The following is a 14,142-nucleotide window of genomic DNA, read 5'->3' on the forward strand; positions in this document are numbered from 1 at the left end:
TGCCAAAAACGCGTGTGAGGAGTGTGCAGCATTATGTCTGTCGAACAAGCAGTGGCAGAGGCCACGAACACCCCGGCTCACGGGGTCACTCTGAGCGACGAAGCACAGCAGAAGGTCAAAGCCTTGCTACGCCAAGAGGGCCGAGATGATTTGCGGCTTCGCATCGCGGTTCAGCCGGGTGGGTGCTCAGGTCTCATTTACCAGCTCTTTTTTGATGAGCGTGAACTCGAGAATGATGCGATTGTCGATTTCGATGGTGTAGACGTCGTGGTTGACAACATGAGTGTTCCGTATCTCAACGGAGCATCGATCGACTTCTCAGACACCATTGAGAAGCAGGGGTTCACGATCGACAATCCGAATGCCGCCGGAAGCTGCGCCTGCGGCGATAGCTTCAGCTAATCCTTCAAAAACCGTTAAATAAGCATCAAATCGTCATGATTACCCTAAAAGCACGGCGTGTGTCACGAGCATCAGCAGATTCACGCTAAGCTATCAGGGAGTAATCAGCTTTACGACATTACAAATAATTCACTTTCGAAAGGTATGCGGTGCGTTCCAATCGTCGAATGAAGTGGGTAGCAGCCCCGGTAGCTCTGGCTTCCGTGCTGGTGCTCTCTGCCTGCACACAAGAGCAAAAACAGGGGTTTCTCCCTGGAGAGTCGGGTGTCACGAACCACTGGGATGGCATTGCCGGTCTCTGGGTGACCTCATGGATCGTCTTGCTCCTGGTTGGCGCGATTACATGGGGGCTCATTATCTGGGCAACCATCGCGTACCGTCGCCGTAAGGGGCAGACGGGTGTTCCAGCCCAAATCCGTTACAACATGCCAATTGAGACGTTCTTCACTGCGGTTCCAGTGATGCTCGTACTAGGGTTCTTCGCCTTCACCGCACAGGAGCAGGCCAAGATTGAAGCCCGCTACGATGCGCCTGAAACCAGGATCGAGGTCGTTGGCAAGCGTTGGGCGTGGGACTTTAACTACCTCGATGAGGGAGTCCACTTCTCAGGTGTGCAGGTGCAGACCGATGAGAATGGCTCGGCCCTCCCCGAGACCATGCCAGTGCTCTACTTGCCAGTCGGCAAGACCACTGAGATCAAGCTTGAGTCACGCGACGTGATTCACTCGTTCTGGGTTGTTGAGTACCTCTACAAGAAGGACATGATCCCTGGCAAGAGCAACTACATGAGCTTCACTCCAGAGAAGACTGGCACCTACATGGGTAAGTGTGCCGAGCTCTGTGGCGAGTACCACTCGATGATGCTCTTCGAACTGCGTGTTGTTGAGCAAGACGAGTACGACGCGTACATCGCCGACCTCAAGAAGGATCCAGATAACCACGGCTTCTTGGGCGTCGATTACAACCCGAACCAGAACCTGCCTGGCGCTGGCGTGCCAGCTGACGAAGTGAGCCAAGAAGGTTAAGGCGAGAGATATCTATGTCTAAAAAAGGTAATATGGTCGTTTCGTGGATCACCTCCACCGACCACAAGGTGATTGGGTACATGTACCTGATCAGCTCGTTTGCGTGGTTCTTGATCGGTGGCCTCATGGCCCTGATCATCCGCGCACAGCTGTTCCAGCCTGGCCTCGAAATCGTCGCCACGCGTGAGCAGTACAACCAGCTCTTTACGATGCACGGCACGATCATGCTGCTGATGTTTGCGACGCCACTCTTCGCAGGCTTCGCGAACGTCCTGATGCCACTGCAGATCGGTGCTCCTGACGTTGCGTTCCCGCGCCTCAATGCGTTCGCATTCTGGCTCTACACCTTCGGCTCAACCATTGCGGTTGCAGGCTTCCTCACCCCGCAGGGTGCAGCATCGTTTGGCTGGTTCGCTTACACGCCACTTTCTGACCAGACCTTCTCGCCCGGTGTTGGCGGTAACCTCTGGGTACTCGGTCTCGGTATCGGTGGCTTCGGCACGATTCTTGGTGGCGTAAACTTCATCACCACGATCCTGACGATGCGTGCTCCTGGCATGACCATGTGGCGCATGTCGATCTTCACCTGGAACACCCTGATCACCTCGATCATCGTGATCCTGATCTTCCCGATCCTCGCAGCGGCCTTCTTTGGCCTCGCAGCAGACCGTATCTTTGGTGCGCACGTCTACGGGGTTGAAACAGGTGGTCCGATTCTCTGGCAGCACCTCTTCTGGTTCTTCGGACACCCAGAGGTGTACGTCATCGCGCTTCCGTTCTTCGGCATCGTTTCAGAGATCTTCCCAGTGTTCAGCCGTAAGCCGATCTTCGGGTACAAGACGCTCGTTATCGCAACGATTTCGATTGCTGCACTCTCGATGACGGTGTGGGCTCACCACATGTACGTCACCGGTTCAGTGCTGTTGCCGTTCTTCGCCCTCATGACGATGCTCATCGCCGTGCCCACTGGCGTGAAGATCTACAACTGGCTCGGTACGATGTGGCGCGGTTCTATCACCTTTGAAACCCCGATGCTCTGGTCACTCGGCTTCCTCGTGACCTTCGTCTTCGGTGGCCTCACCGGCGTAATCCTTGCTTCACCGGCACTCGACTTCCACATCTCAGACACGTACTTCGTGATCGCGCACTTCCACTACGTTGTGTTCGGTACCGTGGTGTTCGCCATGTTCGCAGGCTTCTACTTCTGGTGGCCGAAGTGGACTGGCAAGATGCTCAACGAGAGCCTCGGCAAGATCCACTTCTGGACGCTGTTCATCGGTTTCCACATGACCTTCCTCATCCAGCACTGGATCGGTGTTGTCGCGATGCCACGTCGTTACCACACCTACCTGCCCGAGGATGGCATCACCTGGATGAACCAGATCTCGACCGTTGGTTCGATGATTCTCGGTGCTTCGATGCTTCCGTTCCTGCTGAACGTATACCTGACGCACCGCAACGCGCCGAAGGTTACGGTCAACGACCCGTGGGGCTTCAGCCGCTCACTCGAGTGGGCAACGAGCTGCCCGCCGCCACGTCACAACTTCACCTCGATTCCTCGCATTCGCTCGGAATCTCCCGCCTTCGACCTCAACCACCCCGAGGTCACCGGCGTGAAGCAGGTCGAATACCCCGTCAAAGAACAGCATGAACTTGCTGGCGATAGTAAGTAGGGAAGGGCTCACACATGAAGAGTAATATCATCATCTTCTGGTCGCTCGCGACTTACTGCTGGGTGCTCGCAGTCGTGTACTCGGTCTGGAACTTCATTGACCACGACAGCCTCGAGTGGGTCGGTACCACCGCCCTCATTCTCTCGGGTGCGCTCTCGGCAATGATTGCGTTCTACCTCGGTCTGGTTGTAAAAAACCAGGGCGGCACCTTGCACGAAGATCTCGACGATGCTGACATCGACGACGGCGACCCAGAGATTGGTCACTTTGCTCCTTGGAGCTGGTGGCCCATCGTCTTCGCCTTCGGTGGCTCGGCAGTTGTGTTCGGCTTCGCGCTCAACGGTAACTTCTTCGTCATCTTCTTCGCAGCGCCAATTCTTGTAGTCGGCGCTATCGGGTGGGTGTACGAACACTACCGTGGATTGCACGCTCGCTAAGCATGATTATTCACACCAGACGTGCCGAGCGCGAAGATGCTTACGAGCTCTTCGCGCTCGCGCGTCAGTACACGACCGGAAGAACAGCCATCAGCAAAGACGATTTCATCGTTACGCTCGATAACGTTCTCAAGTACCGCGACCAAGAGACGAACGTTCTTTTTGTGGCGTATTCAGATGAGAAGGTAACGGTTCGTTCACTCGACGGCTTGGTGGAGAAGAGCGACGAACCTGATGTGCGTAACAAAGTTGTCGGGTACACCTTGATGACGGTTTCGCGGCTCTTGCACGCCTCGGGCCTTACCGCTCACATTCAAGAGATCGTCGTTGACGAGAGTGTTCGCGGACAGGGTGTCGGTGAGCGTCTGATGCAGGTGAACGAGCGGTACTGTAATGTGCGTGGAGTTCAACAGATCTCTGCGTCGACCGCACGCATTGGTTCGTTCTTTAATCACATCGGCTACGAGCCAGTTGGCGAGCATTACCGAAAGGTACTTGGCCACGGCTAGTGCTCCGTGTTTTTTCGGTGGGCCCTCTCGAATGAGAGGGCCCACCACTGTTTATACGCCTTAGCCTCCCCATAGCTGTCCCTGTCGAGGCCTAACACGCTCGGTGTTCCGTTGCAACGGGATGGCGCGATTTGCATGGTAATTCGCACAAATCAGCAATTGTCTGGCAATATAGCTTTGTGAATAGTTCAGAAAATAACCCACTGAGCATCTTTGATGAGCTCGAGGTGGCTGAAGAAGCGCCCGGACCCGTTAAGAAGAAACGCCGGTGGCTGCGCAACACCATCATCATCATTCTCGTGGTACTGGTTGCGTTAGCAGGGGTTGTTGGCTGGTACCTGCTGAAGCTCAACAAATCGTTCAATCAGATAGAGCTCATCGATAATCCGTTCCCTACGAGCGAGAACCGTGTCGCTGATGTCGAAGGGCCACGCAATATTCTGTTACTCGGCTCCGACACCCGTGGTGAAATTGGCGATGACATCGACGACATCTCAGGGCAGCGTTCTGACACGATCATGGTGGCCCATATTCCGGCAAATTCAAAGTCGGTGCAGATTATGTCGATCATGCGAGACAACTGGGTTGAACTGCCAAATGGCCAAGAAGCAAAAATTAACGCGGCACTCGCTGTCGGCGGTGTCCCCATGCTTGTTGAAAGCGTCGAAGGTCTCATTCAAGACCAGATTGACCACGTGGTCGTCATCGACTTTACTGGCTTCGAAGGACTCACTGACGCTCTCGGGGGAGTGACGCTCAATAACCCCATCGCTTTCTCTGACCGCGGCGCCGACTTTGCCGAAGGCAAGATCACGCTGAACGGTGAAGACGCGTTGAAGTTTGTGCGTGCACGGTATGCGTTCTCCGATGGCGATTACTCACGCGTTCGCAACCAGCAGCTATACATGAAGGCCGTTCTTAACGAACTCATGAGCAAAGAAACACTCACGAATCCAATGCGTCTCCAAGACGCAGTAAGCGCACTCGCGCCGTTTGTGACAGCAGATGCCGGATTCACTTCGAGTTACCTGGCAGGGGAAGCACTTGAGCTGCGGGATGTTCGGGGCAAAGACGTGACGTTCTTCACTTCTCCGACGAACGGAACCGGCACTTCTGCCGACGGTCAGTCAATCGTTGTTCCTGATTGGGAGGCGTGGGAGAGGCTCGCAGAGCGTTTTAAGAACGACACCGTGCGTGATTGGAATCCAGACACGCGGATGTAACAGACTTGGGTGCCACACGCGCTAACCGTTGCGTGTAGAATAATGCAGGGGGAATTGGAGAAGGGAACTAGGGTTTGGCAGGGGTGCCTGGTTGGCAGCTGCGCTATTCGCGCAAGCTCTTTTATACCGATACTCTGATCATCGTTCTCTCGCTCGGTATTTCGGAGTGGATCAGGCTGAGTCACCGCTTCAGTGATCTCGCTTGGAATGAGCCACAGCAATTCGCACTCATTCGTGACTACACGCTGATTTCGTTATTGCTTGCATATGGCTGGGCTGTTTCGCTGGTCGTTTTTGACACTCGCGACGTGCGGGTGTTCGCTACCGGTCCTGACGAGTATAAACGTGTCATCAATGCGACGCTCACGACATTCGGCATTTTCTCTATCATCATGTTTGCCATGAATTTCTCGACTGGTCGAGGGCACCTCTTCATTGCTTTTCCCTGTGGGCTTTTTCTGTTGCTGTGCGGCCGTTGGGCCTGGCGTAAACGCCTGCAACAGCAGCGCAAACGGGGAAGAAATGTTTACCGTACCTTGATCGCGGGGGAGGCCGAGAAGTGCGACCACACCGTGCGTCAGCTTCAGGTCAACAAGATTGCCGGTTTTCACGTCGTTGGTGCAATCACAACCAAGGACAAGGAGCTGAAGGCTACCGAGAGGCTCGGTAACCTCGATGACATCGAAACGGTCATTGATGAGCACCTGCCTGACGCTGTGATCTTGACAGGTTCTGACCAACTCACCCCGCAACGCATTCGTGAGATCGGCTGGTACCTTGAGGGAAGCAATACTGACCTGATCGTGGCTACCTCACTCACTGACATCACCGGCCCCCGGCTACACATGAGACCGGTTTCGGGCTTTCCGCTCTTGCACGTCGAGTACCCCGAGTTCAACGGCAAACGGTATCTTACGAAGCGTCTATTTGACGTCATCGTCTCGGGCTTCGCTCTGTTGTTGCTAAGCCCGGTTTTTCTCGTGACATATATTCTTGTTCGTTGCGACAGCAAAGGTCCAGGTTTCTTCGCGCAAGAACGTAATGGTCTGAACGGCTCGATCTTTACGATGTACAAGTTCCGCACCATGCTCGAGGGCTCACCTAATCAGCAGCTTGGTCTTCTTGACCGCACTGACGGCTTCGGCCCACTCTTTAAACTCAAGAATGATCCACGGGTAACACGCGTCGGGCGTTTTCTGCGCCGGCACAGCATCGATGAGCTGCCTCAACTGTGGAACGTCTTTCGAGGCGATATGTCGCTCGTGGGCCCACGGCCTCCGTTGCCCAACGAGGTGCAGCAATACACCGAGTGGGTGCACAGGCGTATGCTTGTCAAACCCGGCATTAGTGGTCTCTGGCAAATTAATGGCCGCAGCGATCTTCCTTGGGAAGAGAGCGTGAGGCTTGATCTTTTTTACGTCGAGAATTGGTCATTTATTGGTGACTTGCTGATCATGTGGCGCACCATCAGGGTTGTCGTCAAGGGTGTGGGGGCATATTGAGTAGCGAAACGATCTCACGACGAGACCGTCGTAGGCTGGCTTCAGAAGAGCGGATCACGCCCATCGAAGATCCCGAGTTTACGACACCAGGTGAGAGCCGGTGGATCCTCGATGTGTTCACACATCGAGAGCTTTTTCGACTGCTCTTGAAGAAGAGTACGGCCACGCGGTACTACGGCTCGGTACTCGGCTGGCTGTGGTCGTACATTCGACCTGCAATGCAGTTCTTTATGTACTTCTTTGTGATCGGCATTGTGCTCGGTGTGAACCGTGGCATCGAGCTCTTCCCAATTTATCTGTTCAGCGGCCTTATTGTGATCAACCTCTTTCGAGAGGCGCTGCAAAGCACGACCGTTTCGATTACTTCAAACGGCGAGCTCATCAAGAAAGTCTTCTTGCCTCGTGAGCTCTTTCCGGTGACAGCAGTCTTTTCGTCGCTCATTCACTTTGGGCCGCAGGTTTTGGTGCTCTTGATCGTGCTGGTTATTGTGGGCTGGAAGTTTACGTTTGCAGCCCTTGGACTCTTCGTGCTCGGGCTTCTCATCGTGCTCACCTTTGTCACGGGCCTGGGGCTCATCTTTAGCGCTATCAACGTGACTTTTCGCGATGCTAAGAGCATTGTCGATGTGTTCCTCATGTTTGCTGTCTGGTCGTCGCCAGTCTTGTATTCATGGGAGATGATTCGCGGGGTACTCCCTTCGTGGCTCTATAACGTCTACCTGATCAACCCGGTGACGACTGCGGTAGAACTCTTTCACGCTGCTTTCTGGGTACCGCTCATTGACGGTGCCACGGTTCCCGATCACCTCTTAATGTTTACCTTCGCGAGTTCTTGCATCGCGATTGGCACGCTCATTGTTGGTCAGGTTATTTTCCGTTCCAAGGAGGCAGACTTTGCGCAGTATGTCTAACTCGATCGAAAAGCCTCGCATCGGGCTGTATAACGTGACGAAGCACTTCAAAATTCAGCATGGGCGTTCGCTCAAGCAAGTTGCAGTTGACCTTGTAAAACGAAGGAAAGCCACGACTAACTTCACGGCGCTTCACAACGTGACCTTCGAGGTGTATGAAGGCGAAGCGGTCGCGGTTATGGGACGAAACGGCTCGGGCAAATCGACCACGCTCAAACTACTCACTGGTGTCTTGCGCCCTGATAGCGGGCACGTGCGCATTAGAGGCAAAGTCGGTGGCCTTCTCGAAGTGGGCGCTGGTTTCGACCCTAACCTCACCGGCAAGCAAAACATTTACCTCAACGGTTCGATTTTAGGTATGTCGCAGGCACAAATCAACGAGCGTTACGACTCAATTGTCGAGTTTGCCGAACTCGGTGATTTTCTTGATACTGAGATCAAACGATATTCCTCTGGTATGCGCGCGAGGCTAGGGTTCGCAGTAGCGGTTCACACCGACCTTGACGTTCTCCTCGTCGACGAGGCACTGTCAGTTGGCGATGCCCAGTTCAGAAAGAAATGCCATAAACGCATCAACGAGATGAAAGCCCAAGGCAAAACGATGTTTATCGTGACGCACAACGCTTCACAGGTGAAACAGCTCTGCGAGCGCGGCATCGTCCTTGAACGAGGAAAAGTGATTTTTGATGGCCCTTCTGAAAAGGCGCTTCAGGTACTCAGCAAAGGGTTGGGTGCTATAGCTGAGCCGAAGAACCCAGCGGCAGCGAGAGCAGTAAACAGTTGATGGGTATGCGCATGAATGGCACGTCAAGTAATAAACGCATCTTCGAAAAGCGTATTCGGGTTGCTCTGGCAGCCTTGGGCTCAGCACTGCTCATCGTCGGTTTCATGACCCCACAAATCGTCCAGGGCATCGAGTTCGATTCACGCGGCGATTACGTTGCACAGATGGCAACGAACGCACGCGAACTGTCAACTCTCGAGTACGAAAATAGTGCCCTTACGGTGCACTTGGGCTTGCAAGCGCTCGAATTGCAGCGTCTGGCGCAAGAACTGAAACAACTGAGCGCCGTTGTTGCGACGAGCGAAGAAATTCCCGCTGAGGCTAAACAAAGTCTTGAGGCAGTCGTCACCAAGGTCAATGCTTCGGTCACCACATATGAGGAGTATGTTTCGACTCCTGAGCTGCGCGAGGCCAAGAAAATCGTAGAGCGCGCCATCAGAGAGAAGAAAACCGATGCTCAGCATGAGGTCTTAACGGTGCGCTCTGCATCTTGGTTCCTGGCCCCAACCGATCAGATCGCCTACCTTTTTGACGTCAAACAGGGTGAACAGCTGAAAGTCGCAACGAATGTAGACAAAATGACCAATGCGGAGTTTGCAGAGCTCAAAGAAGAGATTGCTGACAGCGAGCAGCAACTGCGCAAACTTTCCAAACGGCACACCGAACTGCTTGACGACTTCTCTGCAATGCAGACGGTCGGGAGTGAGAGCTTCATGAAAGATTTGGAGCCTTTCCTCAAAGCGCTCCCTGAACTTTCTGAAGAGTTTATTGCTCAGGCAGAGTACTACGAACTCGATGTTGAACCTTTGCAAACCATGGCTGCGAAATTAGCTGACAGCCAAACTGCAGAGATGTTTACCCGTTCCAAAGACGGCAAGCTCTCTCCGGTGGCCGCAGGCTCTGCTTCAAAAGAGGGTGACACGGCAATGCCTATTGGTGAGACACGCCGACTCATGGTCGTTTCTTATGAGGCACGCAGTTTTCTGAAAGCTTGGGCTGACATCTCTGGAACAGTGCTTGAGCATGAAGAGGAGGCTGCGGCTGCTGCTGAGCAGCGAAGGCTTCTTGCTGAACAGCAAGAGCGTGAAGCAGCAGAGCAAGCTGAACGGGAACGCCAACAGCAAGAAGAGACTGAGCAGCCAGCTACGCCGACTCCAACGCCAACGCCGCCTCCGGTTGAAGAACCGCAACCAGAACCTGATCCCGAGCCACAGCCTCCAGTAACAGAGACACCACCGGCCGAGACAGACTCAGTCAGCGATTAAAGCGCCTGTCTGAAGTGATTATCGTGGCTTGCGATTCAGGCAATCAGTGAGCCCTATCGACATAACCGGGGAAGTGTCTCAGCAGCATGGCTTACTCCTGGTCCTTGCAGGTTAGGCTTCGCGGTCACTGAGCCGTTTCAGGTCTCCGCCTCGTGTTCACTGCGGTAAGCATACGGAGTTACTCAAGCGGAGGATACTTGGTTGTTACTCAGACTCAGCGATGAGTGGTTCGCGGTCGGTATGAAACGTTATATCTTTTCTCTGTGCTGAGGGTAACCTTGCTTCTGCCGTACATGTCCTGCAAATGTATAATAATTACCAACGCACGATATTGTTATTCACCGGCCTATCTGACGGTCGTTCACCAGAAAAAGAAAAGTTATTCCTTTGGGGCAGCTCTTTTCGCGGTGGAACTAGTGGTTGCTGACGTCTTTGTGTTATGTAAAATCTGCGAGTGAGCGTTGAAAGGCTTAAGCAATGTCAACTAATTTAGATGATGCCATGATGCACCTTAGGCATCTTGGATTCCATAAAATGGTTTACTCTAATTTAGTCTTGGTCCAGGAAGCCCTAGACCGGGGGATAACTGTTCAGAAGTCTGCCACGGGCAGGTCCATTACGTTGAAAAACGGAAACAGAAAGCACTGGTGGAGGGGTGGAAACTGCTCCCTGAACACGAACCTGATGAAGCGGGTCTCACTCTACAAGAGCGCAACAAATGCACTACTTCGTGCACAAGGAATCAACACGGCCAACAGCCAGCTGTTTGAATCGGATGACCTCGCTGTTGCATGGCTGTGGGCGCAAAAGTACGGTTCAGTCGTTCTTAAACCCGACGCGGGGCAGGGCGGCAGCGATGTTTTCGTTGGCGTCAGCGAAGAAAAAGATTTCGCTCAAAAATTTGAGTACATCGCTGCGCGTTACGGCGGTAAAGTCATCATCGAGCCCTACTTTGCCGGTGACCAGTACCGGTGTCTTGCAGTGAACGGTAAAGTTGTGGCCGTTTCTTGGATGCGGCCGGCAAGCGTCGTCGGTGACGGAAAATCGAAAATCTCTAAGCTCGTTCGCATGAAGAACAAAGAGCGCAAAAATCATGAGTCGCACGAACCATTACTGCTCACCGATATTGAAGAAAGCTTTCTTGCGACGCAGGGCCTTTCAAAAGCATCAATTCCAGCAGAGGGCGAACGGGTATTCATTTCTAATATTTCAAACCTTCAACGCGGCGGTGATTCAATCGATGCGACCGGAACCCTGAGCGAAGAACAGCAAGAGCGTGTACAAGAAGTCATTTCTGCACTACCCGGGATGAAGCTCGGTGGCATTGACCTCATGTTCAATGTTGAGGGCCAGCCCAGTCAAACCGTCGTGCTCGAGGTGAACACCAGCCCACAACTCTCCATTCACCATTTTCCGTGGGAAGGCGAAGCACGCAACGTTGCAGCAAATGTTGTTGACACGTTCTTTCCAGAAACAGCGAAGGTAGCGGCTGAGTAAAGCGGGCTAGACTTTTTCTTCTGTACAGTGTTGAAGGCGGGCGCCTAAAGGTGCCCGCCTTCAACACTGTATGCGAGGCCTTCTCCTGCTCGTGTTGCAAGAGAAGCCATGGTCACGCGAAGCAACGAATCTAAGAAGAGACCCGCCTGCAACAAGCAGGCTGGGGGTGAGCGCAAAAGCCCCGCATCACCGAAGTGATGCGGGGCTTAAGACTGAGTGGGGAAGACTAGTGGTCTTCGGCCGACTCGATTTCCTTCTGCGTCGGAGGAACAACGCGGTCTTCGTAGAACCAGCGGCTGAAACCAGCACGCAGGCGCTTCGAGAACGGGATGCGCCCATCGGCATCGGGGCGCAGCATGAGCGGCGCGTAATCGTGGTAGCTCACGAGGTTCCAGAGCTCGTACTCGTCGACGGGCTTGTGTACCTCGACGAACTCGCCGCCCTGGAGGCGGACGATGCGACCTGTCTCGTAGCCGTGCAGTGCGATCGACTTGTCCTTCTTCTGAAGAGCAATCGCGATGCGCTTCGTCACGTTGTAAGCAACGATCGGAGCAACGATGAGGCAGAACTGCAGTGCGTGAATCACGCCTTCCATCGAGAGCTGGAAGTGGGTTGCCATGAGGTCAGAGCTTGCGCCTGCCCACATGACCGCGTAGAACGTCACACCAGCAGCACCGATAGCGGTACGAGTAGGAGCGTTACGTGGGCGGTCAAGGATGTGGTGTTCGCGCTTGTCGCCGGTCACCCAAGCTTCAATGAAGGGGTAGATCGCAACGAGAACGAGGAAGCCACCCATGATGATCACGGGAACAAGCATGTTCCACGACCAGGTGTAGCCAAACCATTCGGTCTCCCAACCCGGTGGGATGAGGCGCAGCATGCCGTCGGCGAAGCCGATGTACCAGTCAGGCTGGGTACCAGCAGAAACCGGTGAGGGATCGTACGGGCCGTATGCCCAGACGCCGTTAATACCGACGAATGAAGCGATGAGCATGATGACACCGAAGACGATGAAGAAGAAACCGCCGGCCTTCGCTGCGTACACAGGAAGGATGGGGTAGCCAACAACGTTCTGCTGAGTGCGGCCTGCACCGGGGAACTGTGCGTGCTTGTGCACGACGACGAATACGAGGTGCAGCGCGACGAACAGAATTACGAGTGCTGGCAGAACCATGATGTGCAGCATGTAGAGGCGACCGACAATGTCTGTGCCCGGGAACTCGCCACCGAAGAACAACCATGAGGTATACGTGCCCACAACAGGGAACGACTTCATGAGGCCGTCGATAATGCGAAGGCCGTTGCCCGAGAGAACATCGTCAGGAAGTGAGTAACCGGTGAAGCCCTCGGCCATCGCGAGGATGAAGAGGAGGAAGCCGATAACCCAGTTGAGCTCGCGAGGCTTGCGGAACGCACCGGTGAAGAAGATGCGAAGCATGTGCAGACCGATTGAGGCAACGAAGAGCAGGGCAGCCCAGTGGTGCACGTGGCGCATGAGCAGGCCGCCGCGAACCGAGAACGAGATGTCCATTGTCGAGGCCATAGCCGCCGACATTTCGATGCCCTTCATCGGCACGTACGGGCCGTCGTAGATAACCTCTGCCATTGACGCCTGGAAGAACAGGGTCAGGAAGGTACCTGAGAGCAGGATGACGACGAAGCTGTACAGAGCAACTTCGCCGAGGAGGAATGACCAGTGGTCGGGGAAGACCTTACGGCCGAATTCCTTGACGACGACGCCTACCTTGGTACGGTCGTCGAGGTACGTGGCTGCACGCGACGTGAAGGTGCTTGCGCCGGCAGCTGAGGTAGTTTCTTGGCTTACCTTTGTACTCACTTGAGACGCTCCCAGTAGCTCGGTCCAACAGGTTCAGTAAAGTCGCTCTGCGCGATGAGGTAGCCCTCATCATCGACCGTAATCGGAAGCTGCGGCAGCGGGCGCTTAGCGGGGCCGAAGACAACCTTCGCTCCATCAGAAACGTCGAACTGCGACTGGTGGCAGGGGCAGAGGAGGTGGTGCGTGTGCTGCTCGTAGAGAGCAACGGGGCAACCAACGTGGGTGCAGACCTTCGAGTAAGCGACGATGCCGTCGTATGACCACGACTTGCGGTGCTCTTCTTCGATGAGCTCCTTGGGATCAAGGCGCATGAGAAGAACAATAGCCTTCGCTTTTTCGTTGAGGTGGTTCTCAGCCTCATGGAGGTTCTCGGGAATCACGTGGAAAACCGAGCCGATCTGAACGTCAGTGGCCTTGATCGCAACGCCGGATGGGTCGCGAGCAAGACGCGTGCCCTTCTCCCACATCGTGTGGCCGAAGACCTCAACCGGATCAACGTCCTGGGGGCCGAGACCGCGCAGCAAGACAATGCCGGGCAGCGGGAATGCTACGAGCGCACCAATGAGGCTGTTGCGCACGAGCGTACGACGGCTGAAGCCTGACTCTTCGTCAGCGATCTCGAAGATCTCAGCTGCGTCCTGACGCACCTCTGGGCTGCTTGGAATCGGGTGGCGCACGTCAATCGACTCGTGGTCTGACATGAGGGCCTTGCCCCAGTGAACCGCTCCGATGCCGAGTGACAGCAGTGCGAGGGCCATCGCAGCACCCACGAACATGGTGTGCAGACGAATGTCCATTGCATCGCCAGACTCGATGGGGAAGTACATGTAGGCAAGCACGGCAGCGAGGCTTCCGGCGAGCGACACGTAGAAGAGTGAGTAGACAACTCGCTCAGCAGACTTGTTTTTCTTCTCGTCGAGGTCTGTGACTCGACGACCATGAGGTGGTAACCCAGGGTTTTGCACTGCGTCAGGCGCAATGACGGCTGTGCCGACGAGCTCCGACGATTGCTGGCCCTGAGCTGCGATAACGGCATTATCGTTGCCGCTGTTCGCTTCCTTCGCCATGTTTCTCCTT

General features: G+C 54.6%; 13 protein-coding genes. 11 read left to right on the plus strand and 2 right to left on the minus strand.

From position 1 onward, the window contains the following. The first annotated feature begins 33 nt into the window (after positions 1-33). The 11 genes from erpA to KTJ78_RS02075 all read left to right on the plus strand — a co-directional run bounded on the left by erpA (position 34) and on the right by KTJ78_RS02075 (position 11,228). On the plus strand, positions 34-402 hold the full coding sequence (gene erpA / locus KTJ78_RS02025) for an iron-sulfur cluster insertion protein ErpA (protein ID WP_217132192.1): 369 nt from the start codon (positions 34-36) through the stop codon (positions 400-402). A 167-nt stretch (positions 403-569) separates the two neighbouring features. Beyond that, complete coding sequence (gene ctaC, locus KTJ78_RS02030; RefSeq protein ID WP_217132194.1) at positions 570-1,427, plus strand: aa3-type cytochrome oxidase subunit II; 858 nt, start codon at positions 570-572, stop codon at positions 1,425-1,427. Between the two features lie 14 nt (positions 1,428-1,441). Then, positions 1,442-3,100, plus strand: coding sequence for an aa3-type cytochrome oxidase subunit I (ctaD, locus tag KTJ78_RS02035; protein ID WP_217132195.1), 1,659 nt, complete (start codon positions 1,442-1,444; stop codon positions 3,098-3,100). Between the two features lie 14 nt (positions 3,101-3,114). Next, on the plus strand, positions 3,115-3,537 hold the full coding sequence (ctaF, locus tag KTJ78_RS02040; protein WP_217132197.1) for an aa3-type cytochrome oxidase subunit IV: 423 nt from the start codon (positions 3,115-3,117) through the stop codon (positions 3,535-3,537). A gap of 2 nt (positions 3,538-3,539) precedes the next feature. Beyond that, complete coding sequence (locus KTJ78_RS02045) at positions 3,540-4,046, plus strand: GNAT family N-acetyltransferase (protein WP_217132199.1); 507 nt, start codon at positions 3,540-3,542, stop codon at positions 4,044-4,046. 179 nt (positions 4,047-4,225) lie between these two features. Next, entirely contained in the window at positions 4,226-5,269 is a 1,044-nt protein-coding gene (locus tag KTJ78_RS13735; protein WP_217132202.1) for an LCP family protein, read from the plus strand. Positions 5,270-5,352: 83 nt separating this feature from the next. Further along, complete coding sequence (locus KTJ78_RS02055) at positions 5,353-6,771, plus strand: sugar transferase (protein WP_369807961.1); 1,419 nt, start codon at positions 5,353-5,355, stop codon at positions 6,769-6,771. Continuing rightward, the gene (locus tag KTJ78_RS02060; protein ID WP_254259298.1) at positions 6,768-7,682 is read left to right on the plus strand and encodes an ABC transporter permease; all 915 of its coding nucleotides are present in this window, start codon (positions 6,768-6,770) and stop codon (positions 7,680-7,682) included. Before KTJ78_RS02055 ends, KTJ78_RS02060 begins: the two co-directional genes overlap by 4 nt. Then, positions 7,675-8,466 carry an ABC transporter ATP-binding protein gene (locus KTJ78_RS02065; RefSeq protein WP_217132205.1) on the plus strand — a complete coding sequence of 264 codons (792 nt, stop codon included), beginning with the start codon at positions 7,675-7,677 and terminating at the stop codon, positions 8,464-8,466. Before KTJ78_RS02060 ends, KTJ78_RS02065 begins: the two co-directional genes overlap by 8 nt. Before the next feature lie 5 nt (positions 8,467-8,471). After that, the gene (locus tag KTJ78_RS02070) at positions 8,472-9,731 is read left to right on the plus strand and encodes a hypothetical protein (protein ID WP_217132207.1); all 1,260 of its coding nucleotides are present in this window, start codon (positions 8,472-8,474) and stop codon (positions 9,729-9,731) included. Between the two features lie 477 nt (positions 9,732-10,208). Then, entirely contained in the window at positions 10,209-11,228 is a 1,020-nt protein-coding gene (locus KTJ78_RS02075; RefSeq protein ID WP_217132209.1) for a hypothetical protein, read from the plus strand. A 226-nt stretch (positions 11,229-11,454) separates the two neighbouring features. Here KTJ78_RS02075 and qcrB read toward each other — a convergent pair whose 3' ends face one another. Together qcrB and qcrA are read right to left on the minus strand one after the other, a co-directional pair. After that, complete coding sequence (gene qcrB, locus KTJ78_RS02080) at positions 11,455-13,065, minus strand: cytochrome bc1 complex cytochrome b subunit (RefSeq protein ID WP_217132210.1); 1,611 nt, start codon at positions 13,063-13,065, stop codon at positions 11,455-11,457. Continuing rightward, positions 13,062-14,132: a cytochrome bc1 complex Rieske iron-sulfur subunit gene (qcrA, locus tag KTJ78_RS02085; protein ID WP_217132212.1), complete on the minus strand. Its 1,071-nt coding sequence runs from the start codon at positions 14,130-14,132 to the stop codon at positions 13,062-13,064. The genes qcrB and qcrA overlap by 4 nt, the downstream gene beginning before the upstream one ends. Positions 14,133-14,142: the final 10 nt, after the last annotated feature.

It is taken from the genome of Leucobacter chinensis (assembly GCF_019049105.1).
Classification (GTDB): Bacteria; Actinomycetota; Actinomycetes; order Actinomycetales; family Microbacteriaceae; genus Leucobacter_A; species Leucobacter_A chinensis.

Excerpts from the sequence above, each read along its gene's own strand:
- erpA (WP_217132192.1), top strand. The coding sequence starts at position 34 with ATGTCTGTCGAACAAGCAGTGGCAGAGGCCACGAACACCCCGGCTCAC.
- ctaC (WP_217132194.1), top strand. The coding sequence starts at position 570 with ATGAAGTGGGTAGCAGCCCCGGTAGCTCTGGCTTCCGTGCTGGTGCTC.
- ctaD (WP_217132195.1), top strand. The coding sequence starts at position 1,442 with ATGTCTAAAAAAGGTAATATGGTCGTTTCGTGGATCACCTCCACCGAC.
- ctaF (WP_217132197.1), top strand. The coding sequence starts at position 3,115 with ATGAAGAGTAATATCATCATCTTCTGGTCGCTCGCGACTTACTGCTGG.
- KTJ78_RS02045 (WP_217132199.1), top strand. The coding sequence starts at position 3,540 with ATGATTATTCACACCAGACGTGCCGAGCGCGAAGATGCTTACGAGCTC.
- KTJ78_RS02065 (WP_217132205.1), top strand. The coding sequence starts at position 7,675 with ATGTCTAACTCGATCGAAAAGCCTCGCATCGGGCTGTATAACGTGACG.
- KTJ78_RS02070 (WP_217132207.1), top strand. The coding sequence starts at position 8,472 with ATGCGCATGAATGGCACGTCAAGTAATAAACGCATCTTCGAAAAGCGT.
- KTJ78_RS02075 (WP_217132209.1), top strand. The coding sequence starts at position 10,209 with ATGTCAACTAATTTAGATGATGCCATGATGCACCTTAGGCATCTTGGA.
- qcrA (WP_217132212.1), bottom strand. The coding sequence starts at position 14,132 with ATGGCGAAGGAAGCGAACAGCGGCAACGATAATGCCGTTATCGCAGCT.